The organism is Rothia sp. HMSC065G12, assembly GCF_001811455.1.
Taxonomy (GTDB): Bacteria; Actinomycetota; Actinomycetes; order Actinomycetales; family Micrococcaceae; genus Rothia; species Rothia dentocariosa.
Map to the genome: position 1 here is coordinate 408,203 of NZ_KV804815.1, position 25,338 is coordinate 433,540.

General features: G+C 50.4%; 20 protein-coding genes. 4 read left to right on the top strand and 16 right to left on the bottom strand.

Features of this window, described 5'->3' with window-relative positions; all coding sequences use genetic code 11:
* Nucleotides 1-51: 51 nt before the first annotated feature.
* From HMPREF2804_RS07020 to hrcA, 6 genes are all read right to left on the bottom strand, one after another.
* The gene (locus tag HMPREF2804_RS07020) at nt 52-1,404 is read right to left on the bottom strand and encodes a hemolysin family protein (protein ID WP_048754040.1); all 1,353 of its coding nucleotides are present in this window, start codon (nt 1,402-1,404) and stop codon (nt 52-54) included.
* 8 nt (nt 1,405-1,412) lie between these two features.
* Nucleotides 1,413-1,904: an rRNA maturation RNase YbeY gene (gene ybeY / locus HMPREF2804_RS07025; protein WP_256387509.1), complete on the bottom strand. Its 492-nt coding sequence runs from the start codon at nt 1,902-1,904 to the stop codon at nt 1,413-1,415.
* Nucleotides 1,905-1,936: 32 nt separating this feature from the next.
* Nucleotides 1,937-2,989, bottom strand: coding sequence for a PhoH family protein (locus HMPREF2804_RS07030; protein ID WP_210398379.1), 1,053 nt, complete (start codon nt 2,987-2,989; stop codon nt 1,937-1,939).
* A gap of 109 nt (nt 2,990-3,098) precedes the next feature.
* Complete coding sequence (locus HMPREF2804_RS07035) at nt 3,099-3,866, bottom strand: 16S rRNA (uracil(1498)-N(3))-methyltransferase (RefSeq protein WP_070450288.1); 768 nt, start codon at nt 3,864-3,866, stop codon at nt 3,099-3,101.
* Between the two features lie 84 nt (nt 3,867-3,950).
* Nucleotides 3,951-5,087 (bottom strand): molecular chaperone DnaJ, encoded by a 1,137-nt coding sequence (dnaJ, locus tag HMPREF2804_RS07040; RefSeq protein WP_004004697.1) that lies wholly within the window; start codon nt 5,085-5,087, stop codon nt 3,951-3,953.
* Nucleotides 5,088-5,184: 97 nt separating this feature from the next.
* Nucleotides 5,185-6,285, bottom strand: coding sequence for a heat-inducible transcriptional repressor HrcA (hrcA, locus tag HMPREF2804_RS07045; RefSeq protein WP_070450291.1), 1,101 nt, complete (start codon nt 6,283-6,285; stop codon nt 5,185-5,187).
* A 230-nt stretch (nt 6,286-6,515) separates the two neighbouring features.
* Here hrcA and HMPREF2804_RS07050 point away from each other — a divergent pair, with 230 nt between their 5' ends.
* Together HMPREF2804_RS07050 and HMPREF2804_RS07055 are read left to right on the top strand one after the other, a co-directional pair.
* Nucleotides 6,516-7,367: a DUF3097 family protein gene (locus HMPREF2804_RS07050; protein WP_246822648.1), complete on the top strand. Its 852-nt coding sequence runs from the start codon at nt 6,516-6,518 to the stop codon at nt 7,365-7,367.
* A gap of 226 nt (nt 7,368-7,593) precedes the next feature.
* Nucleotides 7,594-8,001, top strand: a complete 408-nt coding sequence (locus tag HMPREF2804_RS07055) for a DUF4870 domain-containing protein (RefSeq protein WP_004004700.1) — start codon at nt 7,594-7,596, stop codon at nt 7,999-8,001.
* 318 nt (nt 8,002-8,319) lie between these two features.
* On the opposite strand, the gene hemW is transcribed toward HMPREF2804_RS07055, so the two are convergent.
* From hemW to leuS, 9 genes are all read right to left on the bottom strand, one after another.
* Nucleotides 8,320-9,591 carry a radical SAM family heme chaperone HemW gene (hemW, locus tag HMPREF2804_RS07060; protein WP_048752135.1) on the bottom strand — a complete coding sequence of 424 codons (1,272 nt, stop codon included), beginning with the start codon at nt 9,589-9,591 and terminating at the stop codon, nt 8,320-8,322.
* A gap of 110 nt (nt 9,592-9,701) precedes the next feature.
* Nucleotides 9,702-11,561: a translation elongation factor 4 gene (gene lepA, locus HMPREF2804_RS07065; protein WP_070450296.1), complete on the bottom strand. Its 1,860-nt coding sequence runs from the start codon at nt 11,559-11,561 to the stop codon at nt 9,702-9,704.
* 178 nt (nt 11,562-11,739) lie between these two features.
* Nucleotides 11,740-12,003, bottom strand: a complete 264-nt coding sequence (rpsT, locus tag HMPREF2804_RS07070) for a 30S ribosomal protein S20 (protein ID WP_004004703.1) — start codon at nt 12,001-12,003, stop codon at nt 11,740-11,742.
* Between the two features lie 215 nt (nt 12,004-12,218).
* The gene (locus tag HMPREF2804_RS07075) at nt 12,219-12,815 is read right to left on the bottom strand and encodes a type II toxin-antitoxin system PemK/MazF family toxin (RefSeq protein ID WP_048752282.1); all 597 of its coding nucleotides are present in this window, start codon (nt 12,813-12,815) and stop codon (nt 12,219-12,221) included.
* A 66-nt stretch (nt 12,816-12,881) separates the two neighbouring features.
* Nucleotides 12,882-13,910 (bottom strand): DNA polymerase III subunit delta, encoded by a 1,029-nt coding sequence (holA, locus tag HMPREF2804_RS07080; protein ID WP_070450299.1) that lies wholly within the window; start codon nt 13,908-13,910, stop codon nt 12,882-12,884.
* Nucleotides 13,907-15,634 (bottom strand): ComEC/Rec2 family competence protein, encoded by a 1,728-nt coding sequence (locus HMPREF2804_RS07085; RefSeq protein WP_246822649.1) that lies wholly within the window; start codon nt 15,632-15,634, stop codon nt 13,907-13,909. The genes holA and HMPREF2804_RS07085 overlap by 4 nt, the downstream gene beginning before the upstream one ends.
* A gap of 39 nt (nt 15,635-15,673) precedes the next feature.
* Nucleotides 15,674-16,915, bottom strand: coding sequence for a ComEA family DNA-binding protein (locus tag HMPREF2804_RS07090; RefSeq protein ID WP_070450301.1), 1,242 nt, complete (start codon nt 16,913-16,915; stop codon nt 15,674-15,676).
* Nucleotides 16,916-17,090: 175 nt separating this feature from the next.
* Complete coding sequence (locus HMPREF2804_RS07095) at nt 17,091-18,038, bottom strand: DegV family protein (RefSeq protein ID WP_070450304.1); 948 nt, start codon at nt 18,036-18,038, stop codon at nt 17,091-17,093.
* A gap of 138 nt (nt 18,039-18,176) precedes the next feature.
* A complete protein-coding gene (leuS, locus tag HMPREF2804_RS07100) occupies nt 18,177-20,672 on the bottom strand; it encodes a leucine--tRNA ligase (protein ID WP_070450306.1) in 2,496 nt (831 codons plus the stop codon).
* 369 nt (nt 20,673-21,041) lie between these two features.
* On the opposite strand from leuS, the gene HMPREF2804_RS07105 reads away from it, so the two are divergent.
* Both HMPREF2804_RS07105 and HMPREF2804_RS07110 read left to right on the top strand, forming a co-directional pair.
* Nucleotides 21,042-22,013, top strand: coding sequence for an alpha/beta fold hydrolase (locus tag HMPREF2804_RS07105; RefSeq protein WP_070450309.1), 972 nt, complete (start codon nt 21,042-21,044; stop codon nt 22,011-22,013).
* A gap of 16 nt (nt 22,014-22,029) precedes the next feature.
* Nucleotides 22,030-23,172, top strand: coding sequence for a glycosyltransferase family 4 protein (locus HMPREF2804_RS07110; protein ID WP_070450312.1), 1,143 nt, complete (start codon nt 22,030-22,032; stop codon nt 23,170-23,172).
* Nucleotides 23,173-23,209: 37 nt separating this feature from the next.
* On the opposite strand, the gene HMPREF2804_RS07115 is transcribed toward HMPREF2804_RS07110, so the two are convergent.
* Nucleotides 23,210-25,258 (bottom strand): hypothetical protein, encoded by a 2,049-nt coding sequence (locus HMPREF2804_RS07115; protein ID WP_141744119.1) that lies wholly within the window; start codon nt 25,256-25,258, stop codon nt 23,210-23,212.
* Nucleotides 25,259-25,338 lie beyond the last annotated feature (80 nt).

Here is a 25,338-nt window from a genome sequence, read left to right on the forward strand (position 1 = left end):
TTCCTCGTTTCTGATGAAATGCTAAGCGTATAAAAATTAGTTAAATGTTTGCTAAGAAGAAGATGAATCTAGCGGCGTATTGAAACCTGCGCCTTGCGGTGAGTTTGATTCTTCGCCTAAGTGAGGCTGCGGTTCTTGACGGTACACTCGCAACATATCGACTTGATGGCGCCGCCCGCTGCTACCAATGGCACGAATGGTAATACCCTCAACCGTGACTTCAGACCCCACGATAGGTACTTTTCCTAGGTGCTTCGCTAACAAACCGCCTACGGTATCTACATCTTCATCGTCAAGGTCAATCCCAAAAATTTCTCCAAGATCTTCAACGCTTAGACGCGCCGACACTTTGAAGCTTCCATCTTCCTGAAGGGAATACTCAGGTTTCTCGTTGTCATATTCGTCCGAAATATCGCCAACGAGCTCTTCGATAAGATCCTCAAGCGTGACCATACCGGCGGTACCGCCATACTCATCAACCACGACGGCAACGTGCGTTGATTCCCGTTGCATTTGTCGCAAAAGATCCATAACTTTCTTCGATTCAGGCTCAAAACGTGCCTCACGCATAAGAGAGATAATGCTAGGATCTGGCGCATCACCGCGGCTATGGGCAAGATGAGCCTGCATGCAGTCCTTGAGATATAGGATGCCAAGCACATCGTCGTTTGATTCCCCAATCACCGGCATACGCGAATATCCCGAACGCAGAAAAAGGCTAAGCGCGTTCTCGATACTCTCATTAGCCTCAACAGTCAACATATCTGTGCGCGGCACCATAATAGAGCGGATGCGCGTATCATCAAGCTCGAAAACCGACTGAACAATCTGTGCCTCATCATCTTCAATAGTCTCAGCATCAGAGGCACGATCCAGGAACTCGCGAAGCTCATCTTCGGCAAAAACACCGGCGGGACCATCTAAAACACGCTGTGGTGCTGCCTTATGTACAAGTGCATCAAGAAAAGACGATAACCACCCGAGAGTAATCGCGGTGAAATGTACAGGAGCAGCAAGACCTTTTAACATCACGACCGCGCGGTTACGGCCTAAAGCCCGGGCCAACACCGTAAGCAGCGGATATCCCACTAACGCGACACATGCCAGAGTAATAAGCCCAGCCAGCCAGTGATGCTCGACTATGTTAAGGATAGCGACCATAAAGGCAAGAGTAGCCACCCCGGTCGTAAGAACCCGCGCCAACCGCAAGGGATGCGTATACCGCTCGTCATTTCCGGTACTTGCTTCGGTCAAAACCCGTGCAAAAACACTATGTGGGTGTTCTTGTGCGACTTCCTCTGCCTCAGTGCGTGGTAAATAGACAAAGGCGGTTTCCGCAACAGTGATTGTAAACGCTAAAACCGTTGCGATTAGAGCAAGGATAAAGAGTAATAGCCCAGCCATAAATACCCCTAATGTCGGGTCTCGACGGGGGCAGCGCGTCCCAAGAAGCCTTCAAGTAAAGAGCGTTGAAGCCTAAACATTTCAGCTTCTTCCTGTGCAGTCCCATGATCATACCCCAAACAATGGAGAATCCCATGCGTTGTCAGCAGACATAGCTCATCAAGCGTGGAATGCCCGGCGTCAGCACCCTGACGAGCCGCAACCGGCGGGCAGAGCACAATATCGCCCAGCATACCCTGGGTAAGCTCATCTTCAGTGCCGGGAACAAGCTCATCCATTGGAAAGCTCATGACATCGGTTGCCCCAGGTAAGTCCATCCATTCCAGATGAATCTTCTCCATCTGCTTCTCCCCAACAACGGCGATAGAGAGATAAGTATCTTTGCTTATGAAAAGCTTCGCGAAGATGTAATCCACCAGCTTGCTGAGAAATTCGGTATCTACTGACGCAAAAGCATCATGAACAAGCTGAGTCGTGACGTTACCAGGCTTCTCATTAATAATGTCCTCAACATGAAAATCAAGTACAGCCACTAGCGTTGTCCACCCTTCTGCTGTGACTGGTTCTCCCCAGACTCACCACCGTTAATTCCGGCTCGATCCAAAAGTTTCTCAGCCGCAGCTTCAATCGTGGCGCGCTTAACTTTACGATTACGTTTACGTTCCATAGCCTTTTGATCTTCGCCCCACTGATCGTACGCGGAGACAATGTTAGACACTAGACTATGGCGCACAACATCAGATGAATCCAGGGTGCTAAAAACAATGTCATCAACCCCGGTCAAAATATTACGCACCTGTTTAAGCCCCGAAGCTTGACCACCCGGCAAATCAACCTGTGTAATATCGCCGGTGATTACCATCTTGGAGCCAAAACCTAAACGAGTCAGGAACATCTTCATCTGTTCAGCCGTCGTGTTCTGTGCTTCATCAAGGATGACGAAAGCGTCATTCAATGTACGCCCGCGCATATATGCGAGGGGTGCAACCTCAATTGTTCCTGCCTCCATAAGCTTAGGGATAGCCGCCGGTTCAAGCATGTCGTGTAGAGCATCATAGAGAGGACGCAAATAAGGGTCAATCTTATCGTTGAGAGTTCCCGGTAAAAAGCCTAGACGCTCGCCTGCTTCTACTGCGGGGCGAGTTAAGACAATTCGGTTAACCTCGCGGCTTTGTAGGGCTTGCACTGCTTTTGCCATAGCCAAATATGTTTTACCGGTACCAGCGGGACCAATGCCGAAGACAACAGTATTTGCGTCAATAGCATCCACATATTTTTTCTGGTTTACCGTCTTCGGGCGAATCGTCGTACCGCGTGTTGAAAGAATACTCGCTGAGAGCGTATGCGCTGGATTTGAAAGTTCATCACCGAGCATACCCATCAGACGATGGATAACTTGTACTGTAATCTGTGTACCGTGACTAGCGAGTACACGGAGTTCATTGAGAAGCTTCGCAACCGTGGTAACAGATACGGACGGACCGGAAATAAGAAGATCAAGATCCTTGGGACGAATTGAAATATTGTCGAAATAGTCCTCAACAATAGTGAGATGCGCGTCTTGAGGGCCAAGAACCGCTATCATCTCTGCGGCGCTTTTGAAAGATACGGTACGTGCCGTTGAGAGGGGTCGTGAGGTAGTCGTCAAAAGTAAGCTCCTTGGCTTGTTGGTTCTTAAATAAGTGTAACGTTACTTACCAGCGTCCCAACACTACGTTGATAGTGCACAGTGCTGCGGCACCAGCAGTGGAGGCTCGCAGAATTTCAGTTCCTAACAGTGCCTTGTACGCACCCGCCCGCGTGAAAAGTTCGATTTCCCGTTCGGTGATGCCTCCTTCAGGTCCTACAAGAATATAAATTCTGGTGGGATTATCAGGGCTGTACCCAATCTTTCGCAGATATTCGCTTAAGGGTTCAGTGGCCTGTTCATGCAGAATATAGACATACGCTCCCTGATCCGTGAGCTCGCGTATGTGTTCTGCGAGTTCCTGCGAAGAATACAGCTCTTCCACGGTAGGAATGAGCGCTCGACGCGATTGCTTAGCGGCGGCAGAGACAGTATTTTGCCACTTTTGGTGAGCTTTAGTAGCGCGTTCCCCTTTCCACCGCACGATAGAGCGATCGGCACTCCACGGGATAACGCTCCGAATTCCAAGTTCGGTGCCGGTCTCAATTGCCAATATGTCTCGGTTATCTTTGGCGAGTGCCTGCACAAGGGAAACTGAGAGGCTGTTATCATCCTTATCTAGGTTTTGGACTGTAACTTCAAGTCCTTCAGAGGAAATCGCTGAAACAATACCGTGGATACGATGCCCTTGGCCGTCTGCAAGGTCAAGGTTCTCCCCTATAGCTAAGCGTTTCACCTTGGCGTGATGCGCTTCCGGACCAGTTAGAGTAAATGTACTCCCTGCCGTGCAGCTGGCTAGCTCTTTGGCGGTAATGTAGAAAATGGGGGCGCTCATAAGATCCTTGATAAAGCTGTATCCGAAGTGTTTCATCTTACCGTACTAGGATTTTCAGAACACTTCGGATACAAAGAATGTTGTCTATTTAAATTGGTCTTTGAGTCGCGAAAAAAGACCATGTTTTTGTTTGACGTGGGTGCCTTCGTGCAAGTCTTCTCCACGAAGTTCAGCGAATTTTTGGAGCAACTCACGTTGTTCGGAGTTTACATTGGTCGGTGTTGTGACCTGAATACGTACCTGTAGGTCTCCGCGTTTATCGGAGTGAAGGCGGGTAACACCTAAGCCGTTCAAAGTTACGATGTCGCCGCTTTGTGCGCCTTCAGGGATGGTGATCTCTTGAACCCCATCGAAGGTTTCTAAGGGTACGGTGGTTCCTAAAACGGCTGCGACCATAGGAATATTCACCGTTGTGGTGAGATTATCACCATCGCGAACAAAGTATTTATCGCGCTTAACGTTGAGATCAATATAAAGATCGCCATTGGGACCACCATTGAGTCCAGCTTCGCCTTTACCTCGCAGACGTATGCGGGCTCCGTCATTAACACCGGCGGGAACGGTGAAGGTCAGCGGGAGTTTTTCGCCCACACGGCCCTGTCCGTGGCATTCTGGGCAGCGGTGTTTGATGACGGTGCCATATCCCTGACAGCTGGGGCACTCTACCTGCTGCATGACGGTTCCTAGGATGGATTGAACACGGCGCTGCATGAATCCCTGGCCATGACAGGTCTCACAGGTTTCGGGGTGGGTTCCGGGAGCGGTTCCTTCACCTTCACAGGATTTACAAGTGACGGCCGTGTTAAGCTCTACAGTCTTTTCGACGCCAAAAACTGCGTCTTTAAGGGATATCGAGACGTTGATAAGTGCGTCTTGTCCCTGGCGTACGCGGGATGCGGGACCGCTTTGTCCACCGCCTCCGGTAAACATATCGAAAAGGTCTTGGAACCCGAAACTTCCTGAGCCAAAGCCGCCGAACCCTCCTGCGCCTCCAGGGAATCCTGCACGACCCTGTTCATCGCCGGTAGCGTCGTAATTACGGCGTTTCTCGTTATCTGAGAGTACTTCGTAGGCGAGGGTTACACGTTTGAATTCCTCAGCTGCCTCTTCGGATGGGTTAACGTCGGGGTGCAGTTGACGCGCCTTTTTACGGTACGCTTTTTTGATCTCTTCGGGGCTTGCATCCTTCGAGACTCCAAGAGTTGAGTAGTGATCGCTCACGTGTTTCTTCTATCCTTTTCGTACCGGAGTGCTCCGGATATGGTGTCAATATAAAATCGGTAAGTTTACGGGGTTCTGAGGAATTACTCGCACGATGTCATGATGCTCGTGTGCCTAAGACATGACCTAGATAGCGAGCTACCGCGTTCACCGCCGCAATGTTACCACGGTAATCCATGCGGACTGGACCCACCACGCCAAGTTTTGCCGTATGCTTCCCCAAGGCGCCTTCATTATCTGGTAAATGTTGTTTGCCGTATGAAACTACAACGGGTGAATCGTATTCACCAGTGACAATAGAAGCTCCTTGAAGCGCTTGCTCCGTATTCTCGTGACCGATCCTTACACTGTACCCGGCTTCTTGAACCGATGCGTGAGACAGCACGCGAAGCAGCGTAACTTGTTCTTCGAGCGCATCCAAAATGGGAGCTATGCTCGCCGAGAAGTCGTCGTGACTTCGTGCTAGGTTTGAGGTGCCAGAGATCGCGAAGCGAATATCTCGTTCAAAATAAGGTTGTGCTCGCAGATGATCCACGATAGCTTCGGTAAGCTCCGGAGAACGACCTCGCAACGCTGGATGATGCGCTTCTGGCAGCAATGCACTTATGTTTTCGAAGGGTAAACCCTGAAGCATTTTAAGCAGGTTTTCTTTAATCGCTGCAAGAGCTGACACAGTTTCATCATGCGATAAGGCTGTAGTCTCCGGCAATATCACGGTAACCCGGTGGATTGTGCCAAGATCACTGATAAGCAATGCTAAAAGCGTGCGTGAATCTAGGGGTACGAACTCAAGATGCAAGAGAGTTCCAGCGTTACGTGTTGGGTACTGGATAAGTGCTACCTGATGCGTGAGATGCGCAAGTGTTCGGGTGGCGGCTTCAATCATGTCTTCTACGCTGTGTGCGCTTTCAAGAATTTGCCGTAACGCCGAAACTTGGGTTGCAGAGAGAGCACGCGGCGCGGTTAGAGCATCGACGAAGAACCTGTATCCCTGTTCTGTAGGAATACGCCCAGCGCTGGCGTGCGGTGCGCTCAAAAGTCCCTGTTCTTCTAAAGCTGCCATATCATTGCGTATCGTGGCACTGGATACTTGAAGATGGTGGCGCTGTGCCAGCGTCTTTGAACCTATGGGTTCGCCTGTGCGCACGTAGTCTTCAACGATTGCCTGCAGTATGCGCATGCGGCGTTCGTGTGACATGGTACTCCTTGCGACCCTATCGGTGGTTAACAATCTGGAAAAGCATAATCTGGCACTCTTGTTGAGAGAGTGCTAAAAACTACTTTTATCATAGCCGGGTAACCCCTAACGGTACTAGTCTTTCGCCAGAAGCGAGTTATCAATACTTTAGAATTGGATGGGTTCTGCCAGAAGCTAACCTGCGGAAACCAGGCAATATCCGTGGTGCCGTTGTACGAAGGATGCAAGATATGAGTGAACGATACGCTTGGGGTGCACAAGATCTATCACGTGCCTCAATAAATAACAGGCCTGCTTCTCCTCGTCGGGTCGAGCTAAAACGCGGGATGGTCCTTGAGGATCTTAACGGGTGGGTTGGCGAAGTAGTGCGTGCCGAACGTATCGGTGGAGAAATATTTTTCGGGCTTGAAGACGCTCACGGACGGGTCAAAAATTTTCCTTTAGGAATCGGGTACTTTCTTGAGGGCGAACCGGTTGAGATTGTTGCCCCAACACCACGAAAGACCTCAGGGCGCAAAATTTCTCGTTCTGGTTCGGTAGCAGTTGAAAACGCTCCAGCACGGGTGGCGCGCGCATCCAGAATCTGGGTTGAGGGGCTTCATGATGCGGAACTCGTCGAGAAAGTGTGGGGCCATGATCTGCGGGTTGAAGGTATTGTGGTCGAGCCCCTTCATGGTGTTGATGATTTAGCAACTGCCGTTGAAGAGTTCTCCCCCGGTCCAGAGCGACGACTTGGAATTCTTGTGGATCATCTTCTGAAAGGCACCAAGGAAGAACGTGTTGTGGCGGAGGCTTTAGCTGTTCCCGGCGCTGCTGGAAATATTAAGATTGTGGGGCACCCTTTCATTGATATTTGGCAGGCCGTCAAGCCGCAGGTTCTCGGAATTCCGGCATGGCCGCAGGTGCCTCGAGGTGAGGACTGGAAGAAAGGAATTCTACGTCGGTTGGGACAGCCACATCAAAACCAGGAAGACGTGGCAAACGCCTGGAAACGTATTCTTTCCCGAGTTGACTCTTATTCTGATCTTGATCCTACGCTGCTAGGACCTGTTGAGTCGCTCATTGATTTTCTGACTGAATAAGGTAATGTGAGTAGCTCAGGTTGTCTATGCCGCGCCTCTGGCAAGGCGTTCGGTAAAACACGTTACAATAAATAAGGATTTTAGGTTGTACAGGTGCACCAACTGAGGCATGTGTACGGCAGAGCAAAATAGACGAGTAATAATCAGGATTTCTGTGGTTCAAGATACTCGCCCGGAGGGGCATAAACGAAACATTACACCTTTGCCTGTGTCGCAGGACCGGAGCATGGCGACTTTTGCTCACTTTAGCGGCATCATCGGGTTTTTGCCTGCCGCTGCTATCTACTATTTGTATCGTGACCGCGCCCCCTTCACTGAGCAAGAGTCACGTGAAGCCATGAACTTTACGCTTCTGCCTTCAATCATGATTCTTGTTCTTCTCATTTTGAGCTTCGTGCCCGGCATGGCAAGCCTCATGATGTTCTTTACTGCTATTCTGTGGCTTTATATGGCGATCAGTTCCGTAATTGCGGGCATCTACGCCGCTCAAGGAGAACCTCATAGGTACAAGCTCAACCTGCGTATCCTTGACCTTTTCCTCAAGCCTGCTGAAGACTTCAAAGAAAAGAAGAAGCAGCACCGAGAAGAAATGGAAGGGCAACAGCAACAACAGGCAGCCGAGCGCCGCGTATAAACAGACTTATACATCGTATAAGGCAAGGCATCCAGGGTCACTATTTCGATATGGAATATGTGGCCCTTTATTTTTACGCGCATATTACATACCACATAAAACACCTGTTAACGATTGAAGGCCCCTGATACACAAGGGACCTTCAACCGTATTCACTCAACTTCAGCAAAGACGACAACACGCTGTAACATATACCGTCCTGCCAATATAAACTCTACCTTAGTTTCAACCTAATGTCTAGTAATTCAATTATTTTATCCTGAAAGTTAAGGCAATTATATTTTTGGGGTAAGTATTCTCGCATATTTTACGAGACATTTATTTTATATCTGGAAGTAATTCTCGAGTAACAGCATCACCTAAAAGTCGCCCCTGCAGTGTGAGTTTTACCGAAGCATCAGGGTTGGGCGCACCAGTATTTGTAAAAATGTCGGGTTCAATGAGACCTTGCGAGAGCAACCACCGTAAAGAAGACCCCAGGTCAGCGGCAGGATGCACGGCTAGAAGCTCGTGCATAGGCAGCCCCTCACGTACTCGAATCAACAGCATAATCGTCTCAAAAGAACGAGAATCTGAGTCTAAAATCTCTCGCGCTGCGGCCGGCGACTGCCCAGCTCGAACGCGATGCGCATAGGGAACGGGATGTTTAATATTCCACCACCGGGTACCGTTTATATGTGAATGTGCTCCCGGTCCTATTCCCCACCAGTCTTGATTACGCCAATACGCCATATTATGGTCACTTCGAGTATGCTCAGACCGAGAATAATTCGAGACCTCATACCACCGATATCCGGCTTGCATGAGAAGATCTTCTGCACGCAAATACATATCTGCCATGAGGTCATCATCAGGCATTGTATATTCACCGCGCCGAATTTGTGCGGCAAGTTTAGTACCGTCTTCAACAATCAAAGAATATGCAGAAATGTGGTCTGGCTGATAAGAAATCGCCGCTTGCACACTTTGCTCCCACTGCTCCAGCGTTTCTGACGGAGAGCCATAAATTAAATCTATCGATACTTGAAGACCAATATCTCGCGCCCACGCCACAACTTTAGGAACATTTTCGGGCGTATGGGTACGGTCAAGAACTTTCAAAACCTCGGGCACAACAGATTGCATACCAAAAGAAACACGCGTAAATCCGCCGTCTTTTAACGTCTGCAGATCCTCATAGGTGACAGAGTCAGGATTAGCCTCGGTGGTGACCTCAGCACCATCTTCGATACCGAAAATATCAATTGCAGTTCTCAGGATGCGCACCAAATCATACGCAGGGAGTTTCGTGGGCGTACCCCCGCCGAAGAATACCGTATGCAACGGCCGCTTTACCACCCCGGATGCTTCAAGAGCGCGAGCGGCAAAGAAAATCTCAGCTGTAGCATCGTCCGCATACGTACCCAGCCCTATCCCGTCACCAAAATCTTCGGTGGCATAAGTGTTGAAATCACAATACCCACATCGCACTGAGCAGAACGGAATATGTACATAGAGGCTAAAATCACGGTTTTGGCACCCGTGCGCACACGAGGCTGGGATGCGTCCATCACGCGGCGCGGGCGCGCCAACCGGTTGCGCGGGTGCCATACGATGCCTCCTTCATGAGAATCTAGCCGAGTGCATGTGCGTAAAAATGATGGGTAGAGACGCTCTTTTCTTGGAGTCAGGTCTCTACCCGCAAGAAAGACGGTAAAGATTTACTTCTTTTTGTCTTTCTTCTCTTTCTCTTCGCCCGAAGATAGGGCGGCGATGAATGCCTCTTGCGGTACCTCGACGCGGCCGACCATCTTCATGCGCTTCTTGCCTTCCTTCTGCTTTTCCAGCAGCTTGCGCTTACGCGAAATATCGCCACCGTAGCATTTTGACAGCACGTCCTTGCGCATAGCGCGGATATTCTCGCGGGCAATGATGCGAGAACCAATAGCAGCCTGAATAGGAACCTCAAATTGCTGACGAGGTATTAGCTCACGGAGTTTACTCGTCATCATCAAACCGTACGAATAGGCCTTGTCGCGATGGGTAATAGCCGAGAAAGCATCCACTTTCTCACCCTGAAGCAGGATATCGACCTTCACCAGGTCAGCCTCTTCCTCACCATCGAACTTCCAGTCCAAGGATGCATACCCACGAGTACGGGACTTGAGCTGATCGAAGAAATCAAAGACAATCTCGGCCAGCGGCAGGCGGTACCGCATCTCAACGCGATCCTCAGATAGGTAGTCCATGCCGCCCATTTGCCCGCGGCGCGACTGGCACAACTCCATGATCGCCCCAATATAGTCGCTGGGGGCAATAATCGTACATGCCACCATCGGTTCACGAATGGTTGCGACCTTACCCTCGGGGAACTCGCTTGGATTAGTCACGCGCTTTGCATTACCCGATTCGTCCACAACATCGTAGATAACGTTGGGGGCGGTCGAAATAAGGTCGAGATTGAACTCGCGTTCCAAGCGTTCGCGCACGATTTCAAGGTGCAGCAGGCCTAAGAAGCCACACCGGAAACCAAACCCGAGTGCTGCAGAAGTTTCGGGTTCGTAGACAAGCGCAGCATCGTTGAGCTTGAGCTTGTCTAGGGCATCTCGCAACGCCGGATAATCTGAACCATCAATAGGAAATAGCCCAGAGAACACCATAGGTTTCGGGTCTTCATAGCCGCCTAGGGATTCTGCAGCAGGTTTGACGGCAGAGGTTACGGTATCGCCCACGCGGGACTGCCGAACGTCCTTCACGCCAGTGATCAAATAGCCCACTTCACCTACGCTCAGCCCTTTGGAGGGAATGGGGTCGGGTGAAATTACCCCAATCTCAAGCAGATCGTGTTCTGCTCCGGTAGACATCATCTTGATTTTCTGGCGCGGTTCAAGTTTTCCATCTACGACACGCACATAGGTGACCACTCCGCGGTAGGAATCGTACACCGAGTCAAAAATCATGGCGCGGGCAGGCGCATTCGCTTGGCCAACGGGCGCGGGTATACCTTCGACAATACGATCCAGTAGAGCTTCTACACCCTCACCGGTTTTACCCGAAACCCGCAGAACCTCCTCAGGTTCGCAACCAATAAGGTTTGCCAGCTCCTCAGCATATTTATCGGGCATAGCGGCGGGCAAGTCGATCTTATTCAGGACGGGAATAATCGTAAGATCGTTCTCCATCGCTAAGTAAAGGTTGGCGAGAGTTTGGGCTTCAATCCCCTGTGCTGCATCAACAAGAAGCAGAGCGCCTTCGCATGCGGCAAGTGAGCGAGAGACTTCATAGGTGAAGTCAACGTGTCCCGGAGTATCAATCATATTGAGTGCATAGGAAGTACCGTCGATCTCCCATGGCATACGTACTGCCTGGGATTTAATGGTGATGCCTCGTTCACGCTCAATATCCATGCGGTCAAGGTATTGTGCCTTCATATCGCGCGGCGCGACAACGCCAGTTGCCTGAAGCATACGGTCAGCGAGCGTGGATTTTCCGTGATCGATATGTGCAATAATGCAGAAGTTGCGAATAATCGCGGGGTCGGTAGCCGCCGGTATTGGCGGATTTTTCGACAGAGGAGCCACTCGCATATTCCTTTCATGGAGGTTCATCAGGCAGCTGGCACAATTATCTTTTATTTTCCCATAATGCACGCTGGAAGCGCGAACCGGCACGGCTGGCGGGCACAAAGAATTCCCCGCCGGGAGAGAACCGACGGGGAAACCTTATCACTTCGCAATGCGCCTCATACAGAGGCTGACATTAGGAAAGTTTGTTAACCAGATGCGCTAGACCGGACTTCTTGTTAGCAGCGTTCTTCTTGTGCAGAACACCCTTAGAAACAGCCTTATCCAGCTTGCGGCTCACAAAACGCAGTGCCTCTTCGGCAGCTTCCTTGTTCTGTGCCTCAACAGCTTCCTTAACCCGGCGGGTTGCGGTCTTCAGCTCAGATTTAATAGCGTTGTTACGCAGACGAGCCTTCTCGTTGGTGAGGATGCGCTTTTTCTGGGACTTGATATTAGCCACGATTAAACTTTCTGTTTGTCTTATTGGTCGGTGAGGGCTATGCTGACCGATCATCGACTGAGCGGCGTGGGGATGCCTATGGCAACCGGCCAGCAGTGCCTGATGACCACCAGACACTCAACCACAAATCATAGCAGATAAGTGCCTGTAAGAATACCTTTTATTTCAAGGATGATATATGATTTTCGCGCTTTTGAGATAGGTACAATCTCGGACTAACGGCGGTTGTAGGCTTGTTCGATAAGGCGGAAAGTCTCGTGAGGCATAATTGCCCCTTCACGGCGCATGTTCTCAGGACGCACCCGTAGGACGCGATTGAGTTTGACCTCGGAAGCCCGACCCTGGGAATCCCAAGAGCCTGAACCAATATCTAGATAATTAGAATCTGCATGATCGCGGTTGTTGTGGTCTTTGCTGGTCATCATGAAGGCAAGCAGGTATTCCCCGTCACGCCCTACAAGGATGACCGGGCGGTCTTTCCCCTGAGTATGGTCTTCTTCGTAAGGAACCCAAGTCCACACGATCTCACCAGGATCTGGATCGCCGTCCAATGAGGGAGAATACTCAAAGTCAATAGACCCGCGATAGTCTCCTGGATAGTCTGAGCCCTGTCCCTGCGAACTCTGCTGTTGAGAGGGCGCAGACTTAGAAGCACCGGGGCCTGGTTTCGGCGCATTTGATGTCTGAGGTTGTTCAGAATCGTGGTTGGTCTGTGCTTGCGACTGTTGTGCATTATCGCGCAGAGCATCTTCTGCTGCTTTCCGAAGCGAAGGCAAAACGGCGAAGAATGCTTTTTTCAGTGTTTGTAGCATGGAGTCCATTATGCCTTATGACGCAAATCTTTCCCTAGCTCATATATGAGCAAAATAAAAATGCATTTATGAGCGGTTATGAGGCAACGCAATGGCAAGTACCGCGCGTTCAACCGCATATACTGGGTCTAGTCCCTCCCCCTTGAGCTGTGCGTCGGCATCAGCAAGTAGCTGCACGATACGGGCGATCTGTTCCCCGGTGAAACGCCTTCCGTCGCGTTGTGCCTGTTCAACCTGCCACGGAGCCATACCTACCTCACGGGCAAGTTCCTGGGCACTGGCACGCACATGATGCACGCGGGCAATATTGCGAATACGCATGGCAAGTGCCCCCAACAGAGGGATAGGTTCTGTTCCCGTTGCTAAAGCATGTCGTAAAAGCCTAAGCGCTTCTGCTGCGTTTCCCGTAACGGCGGCGTCTCCCACCCGAAAAGCAGTAACTTCGGTTCGCCCGCCATAGTAACGGTTCACGATCTCTTCGGTAATATTTCCCGCAATATCTGCTTGAAGTTGAGCACAGGCAGAGGCAAGTTCGGCGGTGTCGTTGGTAGCGGCTACGAGTAGGCGGAGGGCCCCGGGATCGATAGTGCGTTTAGCCTCTCGGAATTCACTGGTGACAAATTCCGTTTTTTCGCGCTCGGCTTTGAGCGGTTTACAGGGAATAAGAACGTGGTTTTTACGTATGGCATCAATGAGTTTTTTGCCGCGATTGCCGCCAGAATGCTGCATAATGAGCATAATGTCGGATTCTGGGGCAGCAATGTAGCTGAGAACATCGTTAAGGAAGTCTTCACTCATGGTGGCGACGTTGTCAGCATCTATTATTTTGGCAGTCCCGAAGAGCGACGGGCTCGCGAGGAGAGTGAGTTCCCCCGCAGTGTAGGTGGAAGCGTTGATGGTGACTAGGTCTGCATTTGGATAGGTGCTATAAAAAGCGGTGCGCAGACGTTCACGTGCTCGTGAAGCGAAATACTCTTCGGAACCGTGGAGCATGATGACCGGTGCGGGATCTACGGTGCGCCATGCGTTATCAAGCGTTTTATTAGCGCGTTGGCCGCGGTAGTTGCCGCGTGATGAGCTTCCCCTGGGAGTCACGGTACCTCATTGCTCGTTCGGTGTGTTGCTGTTTCTATCATACCGAAGTGTCTTTGACCGATTTGGTGCGTTGGTGATTGACGGCGCGTGCTGGTTGCATGCTGAGTACCGGGTATACGTACATAATCGAGGTGAAGCTCGCGCTTGTAAATACGGTAATCCCAGAGCCATATCAGCAGGCTACCCGCAAAGACAGTAACTCCAGCAAAAGCTACAGATGCCAGAGTAACATCTACATCGAGTGGATTTGCGGGTGCGTGTGCAAAATATTTCGCTATGTATTCGATGCCCTGTACCGGTATTCTACCGAGAATAAGAGCAATATCCGTGATGGCCGTGAAGTTGATGCTGTAGCTCAGGAACGCGGCAAGACCAGCAAACATGGTGATCGCGGTTAGTGGAGCGGCGAGCATATTTGCGGGAATGGTATAGAGCGGTATTTTGCCGCTGATACCTAAAATAACAGGGGTACACCAGAGCGAGGCGCTGGCGGAAGCTGCTATAAGTTCGGCGAGGGTGTGCGGTAGGACGCGCATCAAGAGACGCGTGAGTGAGGGTCCGAGCGCTATCAGCGATGCCGTAGCCACGGTGGAGAGCATAAAGCCGAGGTCACCGGCGAGTTTCGGCGCAGCGATGAGGCAGAACACGATAGTGGTGGCGAGCGCGCTAAGAGTATTTCTCCCGGTGCCGCGGAGCATCGCCAAAGCTCCTAGTGACCCCATGAGAATAGAGCGGATTACGGATCCCTCAAAAGTGAGAATCGTGGAGTAGAGAACGACGGCGGTAATACCCATTCCGATCATAAGGCGGCGTGGAACGCGCACGAGAATTCCAAAACGGTAGCCAGCCATGAAAATGATGGCGATATTTGCTCCAGAGACTGCGGTAAGGTGACTGAGCCCGCTAAGCTTATAGTTTTCCTTACTGGTGTTGGGCATTGCGGAGTCATCGCCATAGGCGGTACCTAGAAGTAACGCCGTGGTTTCGGCATCGAGGTGTCGGCGGGCATAATCGCGCATCCTAGTGTTTAGGGCGCGTGTGTGCTCAAGATTTTGGTTCGGTTGAGGGAATATGCTTGCACCTTTGAGGAATGCGGTGGTGCCTTTATTTTCAAGGGTTCCGAGCGCGTTAACCCGGGTTCCGGGGTTAAGCTGCTGTTTTTGTGTGTTGCTGTAAATACGAATATCTTCATGAATTGGTGCTCGAAGACTACGGTATTGAGCCGTGTCGGTGCTGAGAATGATCATATTCGTATGCGAGTCAAGAGGGCGTATTTCCCTGATGACTCCGGTTATACGTAACGAGGTTCCTTCAGCATCTCTTAGGGTCGTGCGGCTGGAATCCGTTCCGGTCAGCATGAGCAGGACAGCTTGCAGAGTCACCAAGAGCATAATGAACATGAACTGCCCGAGGATAGGACAAAGAATATGGGCGATTTTGCGTCCATAGAAGGTATTAAGCGTTATGGTGATTATTCCAAGCAGGCTAATAGCCACTAAAACGCAGTATTTATAGGGCTGAAAAGTACCGTGATACATGGCGGCCAGCGTGAAAATCCAGAGTACGACCGCCGAGACTATAAGCCGTATATCAAGGTGAATAATGGCACTAACAGCGCGAAACCATTCGTGGTTATGGTCGCGGCGATAGCGCATCCACTCGGTACGGGCGAAATTTCGGGTGAGATATGGTTTGAGCTTAGGCGGAATGTGCAGAAAACTCATGATGCGGCTCATTACCTATATTGTTTGACGCTAACGGATTTAGACTGTGACGAGCGGGCGCAACGAACTCATGAGAGAGGGACCGATGCCAGGTACTGCATCCAGCTCATCAACACTTTTGAAGCCTCCGTGAGCATCACGCCAAGAAATAATGCGGGCGGCTAGAGAAGGACCAATGCGCGGCAAAGTCTGCAGCTGCTCAGCAGTCGCAGTATTCAGGTTGATAGGAGAACCCGGTGCGCCCTGCTGCCCAGTGCCCGCAGAAGATTTCGGTGCCGCAGGATTTTGCGCGGCTCCCGGAGAACCGTTGGGTGAAGCACTGTTTCCTCCGGCTGGTGCGGCAAGTACCGGTGCAGCGGTCTCCCCTGTCTTAGGGATATAAAGCTGTGTGCCGTCGCTAAGGCTGCCCGCGAGGTTTACCCGGTTGAGGTCGGCATCCGGGGTTGCGCCTCCTGCGGCTTCAAGGGCATCAATGGCGCGGGCATCAGCAGGGAGCGTTTGCACGCCAGGAGTTTTGACTGCTCCAGCTATATGCACTCGAATAGTGCCATTCTTATTCGGAATTTTATTCTGCGCAGATGAATCCGAAGGGGTGGCACTCGGAATTACGGATGAGCTAGCCCCTGGCGCCGCCACCTGGGCGCTACTGGTAGACTCTTCGTTTGCTTGCGGAGTGGGTGTAAATCCTAGCAACCCCCAGAGAATAATTCCTAGAACGCCCAAGGCTAAAACGAAGACGGCATAGGGCGGAACCTTCCACCGAAAAGCACGGGTTTTCGCTGGTGTTTCCCATTCGTCCCATTCATCCTGAATGAGCTCTTCGGGCATATTCTCACGCTGTGCAATAACGTGAGTAGTGCGCTCGCCGCGCTGTTCATTGGCAGGGTTGTGCGCAGGTTTTACCGCGGAGATCTGCTGCTGTGTGCCCTCGTAGTAGCTTTCCGCCAAATCGTCTGGTTCGGTGCTATGAGTGGCGCGTTGTCTAGCTCGTCTTAAAAGCTGTTCAGATGCCGACTCATGCTGCTCATACACGGTTTGTTCGTAAGAATCTGAGTAGAGTCTTCGAGGGCTCTTCCCCACCGAGGCAGAAGAAGCAGACCCTTCCGCAAAATCATCATGCGGCATAAGGCGTTCTGTGGGCTCGTCATCCCAGATCCCATAGGGGCTTTGCTTCTCTGTCTGAGCTTCCTGTGCTGGTACCGACGTCTCAGCTCTTTCGGGTAGCGTCTGCATAGAAGAGCTTAGTGGGTGAAATGCTTGGTGGGCGTTATCGCGGGTCATAGTGCAAGCCTAGCCGCGTGCTTATGCCCCTGCCGGGCGGTTCCTATATTCTGTGGATAACTATCCGAGCGGGACATAAAAACCGGCTATCCACAGGGATTGCGCCAATTTTTGCGGGTGAATCGGGTAATTTTAGCGGCTACACAAAGAAAAATGACATTCTCACATCGCATGGCTAATAGATGACAGCGGCAAGTGCACCCAGTCCGGAATGCGCCGCCAATACGGGCGGGAGAGAGCTAAGAACCGCATCCGAAGCGAAGGCTCCCAACGAATCTTGCAAGGCTTTAGCCTCCGCAAAGTTACCCATATGGTGAAGCGCCACCACATGACCGGTTGGCCGCACGCCGTGCTGCGCAGCCGCAGCTGCAGGATGCTTTTTTACCGATTGGTGCTTAGTACAAACGTCACGAATAATCTGCGTGAGGCGTTCTTTCGCGCGCGTTGCGGTACGGGGGCGCTCAACATAGGTCAGTTTTCCATCCGCGACCGTGCCGATAGGCTTGATCTGGAACATCTGCCCGACCATCGCCAACGCGGGCGAGACACGACCCCCGCGGCGAAGCGCATCGAGAGTAGGAATGTAGAAATAAATGTCGGTCTCGGCGCATATACCGGTAACTACTTCGGCAAGTTCCTCAGGACTATCGCAAATATCGGCTACATCATGGGCATGCAGCGCCGCATGCCCATAGGCTCCGGCGACGGTACGGGAATCAAGTACGGTCACTCGCGCTTTAGAAAGCTGCGCACCCACTCGCGCTGACTCAACGGTTCCAGAGAGCTCTCCCGAGAGGTGTATCGACAGAATATGCTCGTACCCTTCATCAACGAGGGCATCGTAGGTATCGGCAAAGACACCGGGGGCAGGGCCGGAGGTATTGACCGTATTTCCGAGGACATGCGCCATTAAAATGGCTTCGTCAATTTCCTCGAGGCTAAGACCGGTTAAATCGCGGGTATTCGTCTCGGTTCGTGTGCCCCTGATGCCTGCGCGTGCGGGCGTCTCTTGAACGGATACCGGCATGGGTACCACAGCAAACCCACCGCGTTCTTGACGCTCCTTAAGAATTTCAGGAGCAATAGCAGCGGCTGAGTCTGTCACAACAGCGATGCGTCCCATAAGGCACCCTCCTGAATCTTAAAAATACGGCAATTTGCAATAACCGACTTTCTCATCATAGCTAAAAAGAATGGTGCCGCCGGAAGCAAAACCCGAAAAGTTTTCTTCCGGCGGCACCGCATCAACGTTCTGAAAACTCTAGATGACGATATTCACCAGTTTGGGGACTCGCACAATCACCTTACGGATTTCGGAGCCTTCCACCAGCTTCGCGATAGTCTCGTCCTCCAGGGCTTGTTTTTCAAGCTCAGCTTCAGAAATATCCTTTGATACCTCAAGGCGCGCCTTCACTTTGCCCTTGATCTGCACGATTGCGGTGACGGTATCATCCACGAGCAGGGATTCATCTACCTGCGGGAAACCTGCGGTCAGCACCGGGTTATCGTATCCCAGCGCGTGCCACATGTCCTCGGCGGTGTACGGCGCGTAGAGTGACAACAAGATCGCAATAGTTTCGGCGGCTTCGCGCACCGCAGGGTCCGCTCCCCCAGGGCCCGAATCGATAGCCTTACGGGTAGCATTCACCAGCTCCATAGTCTTGGCGACCACCACGTTGAACTTACCCGAGTCAAGAAGCTGCTTCACATCATGTATGGTACGCGCCACCAGCTTGTGCAGGTTCGCATCGCCGGATGCCGCATCCACACCAGGTTCGGAGGTAACGTCCTGAGCAATACGCCATGCGCGCGCCAAGAACTTCTGCGAACCGGCGGGCGAAACATCCGCCCAGTCCACATCATCTTCGGGCGGCGAAGCGAAGATCATGGTAGTGCGCACTGCATCCACACCGAACTTATCAAGCTGCTCACCCAGGTTTACACCATTGCCCAGCGATTTCGACATGGCCTTACCGCCGTTGAGAACCTGACCCTGATTCATGAGAGCTTTGAACGGCTCGCCGTGCTCAATCAGCCCCAAATCACGAATAACTTTCGTGAAGAAACGCGCATACAGCAGGTGCAGAATCGCGTGTTCCACACCGCCCACGTACATATTGACCGCGCCCCATTCCCTGATCGCCTGCGGGTCGAAGGGGCCTTCGGCGTAACGGGGCGAAACATAGCGCAGGAAGTACCAGGAAGAATCCACGAAGGTATCCATCGTGTCGGAATCGCGGCGGGCGCTCTTACCGCACTGTGGGCAGGGAACTATAGCCCAATCATCGGCGGCAGCAAGGGGCGACTGTCCCTTGGGCGCCAGCTGCTCGCCACGCAGATTATCCGGCAACAGAACCGGCAGCTGTTCTTCAGGAACCAGCACCTCGCCACAGTCCTCACAGTGAATCACGGGAATAGGCGTGCCCCAGAAACGCTGGCGCGAGAGCAACCAGTCGCGCAGGCGGTAAATAACCTTACCTTCGCCGGTGCCGGCAGCCTCAACCAGCTCGGTAGCCTTCGCAATAGCCTCTGCCTTAGGAAGTCCGGTTAGCTCACCGGAGTTAATGAGTACCCCATCGCCCGCAGTGGCGATACCCGACTCGGCAGGGTCTTCCTCGCCCTCAACATCGAGCACCGTCACGATCGGCAGGTCGAATTTCTTGGCGAAGTCAAGGTCACGCTGATCGTGCGCGGGCACCGCCATAATAGCGCCGGTACCATAATCGGCAAGCACATAATCTGAAGCCCACACCGGCAACTTTGCGCCGTTCAGCGGGTTGATTGCGTAACGCCCAGTAAACATACCGGTCTTTTCACGCTCGGAAGACTGGCGGTCAATATCGCTGAGCGCCTTAATCTGCTCGCGGTAGTCCTCTAGCGCCTGTGCCTGTTCGGGTGCCACAATCTGCTCGGCAAAGGTCGAGTCAGCGGCAACAACAATAAAGGTTGAACCGTAGAGGGTATCTGGGCGGGTGGTGAAGACCGTGAAGGATTCGGCAGGCTGTGCCTCGGTAGCCTCAATCTCGAAGCGAACCTCAGCACCTTCGGAACGCCCAATCCAGTTCCGCTGCATCAGCAAAACACGTTCGGGCCATTTGCCCTCAAGCTGCTCCATATCGTCAAGAAGCTGCTGGGCGTAATCAGTAATCTTGAAGTACCACTGATTTAGCGACTTCTTAGTAACCGTGGTGCCGCATCGTTCACAGGCACCGTTAACCACCTGCTCGTTCGCGAGCACGGTCTGATCTTTGGGGCACCAGTTCACCATCGAGTCTTTGCGGTAGGCCAAGCCCTTCTTATAGAACTGCTCAAAAAGCCACTGGGTCCACTTATAGTATTCGGGGTCTGAGGTGTGCAGGCGTCGATCCCAATCCACGGCGATAGCGTAACGTTTAAAAGATTCTGCCTGCGTGTCAATATTCTTGTAGGTCCACTCTTTTGGGTGGGTACCGTTCTTGATAGCAGCGTTTTCTGCGGGCAAACCGAAGGAATCCCAACCGATAGGGTGCAGAACATCGTAGCCGCACTGCTTGTAGTAGCGGGCATTCATGTCTCCAATAGCAAACGCTTCTGCGTGGCCCATATGCAGGTCACCTGAGGGGTACGGAAACATGTCTAGCACATAGCGGCGACCTTTCGCGGCGTTGCCGGTTGGTTTGAAGACACCCGTTTCTTCCCAGTAAGGGCGCCATTTCGCTTCCTGTGCACGGAAGTCATACGCATTCTCGATGCGTTCGGTCTCTACCTCAGCAGACACTACTACGATTCCTTTGACGTTTGATTTTCGCTAACCAACCTATTCTAGCGTGTACCCACAAAGGTTTCTTGATGTATTCATAAACTTACGAGTTCCCGTTTCATATCGTGGATGCGCCTCACCGCCCGCGCCCGCTTCGCCTTCGTTGCCGCCAGAGCAACCCCGCGCGCGTAAACCATTTTTAGCCGTATACGACGAAAAACTCTGAATATTGTTTGACTTTTCATCTAAATCTCCAGCACCTACACAGAAATTCCACGTACACTGAGAGAAATCATTGCGTGTGTAAGCCGGTTTACGCACGCCCTCCGTGAATCTCCCGCAGGGATTTACAGCGACCGAGCCCGCAACACACGAAAGGCACCCGCCGTGACATCACCCAGTACCGTTCTTGAAGGTGTGCCGGGGGCACTCATCCCGGGCACTAGATTTGAAATAGAGCTGTTTGGGGCAACTACACGGTATTGGCAGTATGGTGCGGGCATGGGCCCCGGCGTTTTTCCTGTCGAAAGCTCTCCAAAGATCCTGCTGATTCACGGGTTCCGCGGCGATCATCACGGGCTTGAGATTATTGCGAACAGGCTTCTGAAGCTTTTACCCGAAGCTAGTATTATCAGCCCTGACTTACCGGGTTTTGGGCGTTCAGAAGACCTGCCCATGACTGTTTCTTTGCAGGGCTATACCGCATGGCTGCACGCGCTTATTGAGCAGATAAACCCTGCATGCCCTGATGGCTCTGATATTCACGTGGTAGGACACTCGTTTGGATCTATCGTAACCGCCGCTTATGCCGCCGAATATCCACATGGACTTGACCGCCTAACGCTCATTAACCCCATTAGCGAGCCCGCACTTGAAGGGTCACAGAAGATTGCCTCGCGGGCGGCATCGTTCTACTATCGCGTGGGCGCTGCGCTTCCCGAAAAAATTGGTTATCCATTGCTGCGTTCACAGCTGATTACCCGTGTGACGAGCGAGTTGATGATGCGCACCCGCGAACCCGCCATGCGCCGCTTTATCAATAACCAGCACGCCGCCTATTTTGGGTCTTTCGGCTCGCGTAAGGGTGTTTTGCAGGCTTATGAGGTTTCGATTTCGGCAACCGCTGCCGAGTTTGCCCCGCAGATTCGGGTTCCCGTGCAGATGCTTGTTGCTGAAGATGATGATTTGGGTACCCCACAGACGGCACGCGCCATGTTTGCCGCGCTTGAGGGGCGCCCGCACTCCCCTGGTGAACGTTTTGAGATGATTCCTGAGGTTGGGCATTTGATTCATTATGAGACGCCTACATTGGCGGCAGGTTTGATTGCAGAATTCACGCACGAAGATTTTACGGTGTAATCCCAAGGAGAATCCTATGAAACTTATGGTTGACGCCCGTTATACACGCATTGGCTTTCACGACGGCATTAGCCGGTATACCGCTTCGCTTTTGGGCGCGTTGAAGGATTTGATGGATTCCGGTGCTCCTGAGGTTGCCGATCTGCAGTTGGTGATGGTGATTAGTGATGAACGCCAGCTGCAGATGCTGCCTGATCTGCCGCATGTGAATATTTGTTCGCCGACCGGCCCCTTAGAACCGACTGCTGCCCTTCAGCTCAATAAGTACAACCCTGATGTGGTGTTTTCCCCTATGCAGACTATTGGTTCGGTGGGGCGCAAGTTCAAGCTGGTGCTGACCCTGCATGACCTGATTTATTATGCGCACCCGACTCCTCCGGGGTTTTTGCCTGCACCGGTGCGTGCTGGGTGGCGGCTATTCCATAAGAGCTATACACCGCAGCGCATGCTGCTGAACCGGGCAGATGCCGTGGTGACGGTTTCGGAGTCTACGGCGCGGTTGATTCGTGAGCACCGGCTGACGGAGAAGCCGCTACATGTGGTGCCGAATGCCCCGCAGCCGGGGTCTGTGGTGAGCGAGGATGAGGCTCTGCACCGTGCAAAGTCACGGGCTGAGGGCGCGAGCAGGCACCTGGTGTATATGGGCTCGTTCATGCCGTATAAGAATGTGGAGACTCTGCTGTATGCCATGCGTGAGCTGCCGGGGTACACGCTACATCTGCTGTCGAAGATGCCGGATGCGCGCCGCGCCGAGCTCGAAGATCAGGAGTTACTCTCTCCCCTGGCAGCAAGCTCGAACGTGGTGGTGCACAACGGGGTTTCCGATGAAGAGTATGCGGAACTGTTAGAGTCTGCGCATGCACTGGTGACAGCCTCTCGGGCTGAGGGGTATGGGCTGCCCGTGGTGGAGGCTCAAGCGGCGGGCTGCCCCGCCGTGATTAGCGATATCGATATTTTCCGCGAGATCGCCCCGCACGCCGTTTTCGCTCCTGTCACAGAGGATCCACAGGCGGATGCGCCCGCCTGGGCTGAGGCAATCTGCTCCCTCGAAGACGATGCGGTACGCGACCGCGTCATCCTCGAAGGCTTGCAGGATGCTTCACACTATTCCTGGCGGGATTCGGCGTTGAAGCTGGTGAGGGTTTTGAAGGGGCTATAGAAGAGTTGTCCCATAAGTAAAATGATAACTACCATATTTAGATTTTTAATAAACCCCAGCGTTTATATATAATTATAAAGTATGTTATATAGCAAATAAATAAAATACAAATATACAAACTATAAGCAGGTACCATTCCCTGCATTAATAGCAGCATAATTGGGGCTATTATAGGAAAATATAGACATTTATTTATAAGTTTTCCAGAATATCCTACTAAAATTGCAGAAGAAAAAATGTATGCTACATATGAAATTAAAGCATAAATTCCCATTACATTCTTATCATACCCGTCGAAAACATTATAAAGTACGTAATTGCCGGAAAACATACTTAATGAAAATATTGCTAAGATTAATAGAAGAATAATTACTTTTAATGAAGGCTTTATTGCCTTCAGTAAAGAACTATTCTTATCTGTTAACGCCCTATAGTATACGTACTTATCTGAAATATCAATATTAATATGATTACGTACGAGTTTAAGGTTTCCTAAACTACTAATAATAGTTACAGGAATATAGAGGAGTATACACATTGAAAACACGGAACCAATAAAAGCAAGATATAATTCAGTAAATGATTTATCATTTATTCGCACATCGTAAAAATAGAATGCTAACATAACCATAAAAGGAGTGGAAGAGATATATAAAAAATTTCTTCTTCGGAGAGAGTGTTTATATATAGATTCTTCCACAGACCTATCAGGCTTAGTGCAACGATAGATATATTCAGATACTACATAGGGAACTGAGGAATAGTCTTTAAAATAATTAAGATGGACTGTTAAAGGGCTTCCGGGAATTCCTACTGGTCTTATGCTAGGATATTTTTTACTATCGTTACTATTCTTATGTAGAAAATATAGAGGAGATAAACGCCCTACTATATCATGTACGGATGAGTATTCTTCCCATACCTTTATATCTAAAGGATTAATGGTAATTTTGAGTATAATTTTACTAAATATATAAATAACTGTATGTGCAAGCATTAATATAGCTAGGAATAAGCTGAATTTAATTATATCTACCCAACCAATAAAATTAATAGCTCCTGAGGCATTCATGGACTGAGCCCCCAGTGCGCCGAGAAACATTTGAATGGGATTTAAATCAACTATAATAATCTTTATCAACTGATAAAATAGATATATAGAAGAATCTCCAAGGAATAACGTTCCCAAAATCACCAATGAGATAAATAGCAAAAATAAAAACCAACTATAAATGATCCTTTTCATAGATGCTTCTTTTAATATAGTTATTGGTATAATACCGCTACCTACACAGAACAGTCTATGTACCTTCTTGGCTTCTGGTGACTTATTTTCTAATAATTTATACGCAAGGTAACCACCTTGAGAGTGAGCTACTATAGATATCTTTTTTACTGTCTTTGGAAATAAAGATATATCTTTACGTATTCCTTCCTCTATATCTAGTAATTCCTTCTTTCCCTCTACCGCAATACGTATGTAATTAAACAATTTTATAATAGCTATAAAAGCTAGAATAATCAGAACCAGTAGTATCAAGTATACAATTAGAATAGAGGTATTAGAATACTCTCCTCTAAATATATAACGTATAGTTAATATAGGGATAGATGATAGAGACAAGCCTATGGTTATTCTGATTAGAATTCTAAATATTTTAGACAGAGTATTTTTACTCGATAAATCTCTCCAATCATAGAAAAAGAAAATTAGAATTAATGGTATTCTGATCAAAAGCCACAGTATTTTTTGTTTAGAAGCATTTTTAAAAGTATTATTATCTGACCAGTGACTTTCTCGGATATATACTTTTTTATAAGGAGATGAGAATCCGCAATCTATAACATATTCTTTACTTGTTTTCTTAAGGGGGTATTCACTTTGCCGAAAATTTTCAGAACTAGCTAGATTTGCAATTTCACCTGCAATTACTTTTCCTTGCTTGCGTAAAGTGCTACCCCTTTTTCTGTTGCCTATACCATGTATTAATAAAATGCCATGATCAGGCTTTTCTATATTTAATGACTTCTTACCTTTGCTCCTACTCATCCTTACCTTCCATCTGAATATAGAATCCTCTTCCATGATGTCCAACTAACGTACAAAGTATCGAAAGTTCACGTAGGAATCAAGAAAAAACTCATATAAGCATGAAATATTTCTAT

Bases quoted from the DNA above. Each gene is read 5' to 3' on its own strand.
- HMPREF2804_RS07030 (WP_210398379.1), bottom strand. From the start codon at position 2,989: ATGATAGCGGTTCTTGGCCCTCAAGACGCGCATCTCACTATTGTTGAG.
- HMPREF2804_RS07075 (WP_048752282.1), bottom strand. From the start codon at position 12,815: ATGCTACAAACACTGAAAAAAGCATTCTTCGCCGTTTTGCCTTCGCTT.
- HMPREF2804_RS07095 (WP_070450304.1), bottom strand. From the start codon at position 18,038: ATGGGACGCATCGCTGTTGTGACAGACTCAGCCGCTGCTATTGCTCCT.
- HMPREF2804_RS07085 (WP_246822649.1), bottom strand. From the start codon at position 15,634: ATGAGTTTTCTGCACATTCCGCCTAAGCTCAAACCATATCTCACCCGA.
- HMPREF2804_RS07115 (WP_141744119.1), bottom strand. From the start codon at position 25,258: ATGGAAGAGGATTCTATATTCAGATGGAAGGTAAGGATGAGTAGGAGC.
- hrcA (WP_070450291.1), bottom strand. From the start codon at position 6,285: ATGTCACACGAACGCCGCATGCGCATACTGCAGGCAATCGTTGAAGAC.
- HMPREF2804_RS07050 (WP_246822648.1), top strand. From the start codon at position 6,516: ATGAGTGAACGATACGCTTGGGGTGCACAAGATCTATCACGTGCCTCA.
- hemW (WP_048752135.1), bottom strand. From the start codon at position 9,591: ATGGCACCCGCGCAACCGGTTGGCGCGCCCGCGCCGCGTGATGGACGC.
- HMPREF2804_RS07055 (WP_004004700.1), top strand. From the start codon at position 7,594: ATGGCGACTTTTGCTCACTTTAGCGGCATCATCGGGTTTTTGCCTGCC.
- HMPREF2804_RS07090 (WP_070450301.1), bottom strand. From the start codon at position 16,915: ATGACCCGCGATAACGCCCACCAAGCATTTCACCCACTAAGCTCTTCT.
- HMPREF2804_RS07020 (WP_048754040.1), bottom strand. From the start codon at position 1,404: ATGGCTGGGCTATTACTCTTTATCCTTGCTCTAATCGCAACGGTTTTA.
- HMPREF2804_RS07110 (WP_070450312.1), top strand. From the start codon at position 22,030: ATGAAACTTATGGTTGACGCCCGTTATACACGCATTGGCTTTCACGAC.
- HMPREF2804_RS07035 (WP_070450288.1), bottom strand. From the start codon at position 3,866: ATGAGCGCCCCCATTTTCTACATTACCGCCAAAGAGCTAGCCAGCTGC.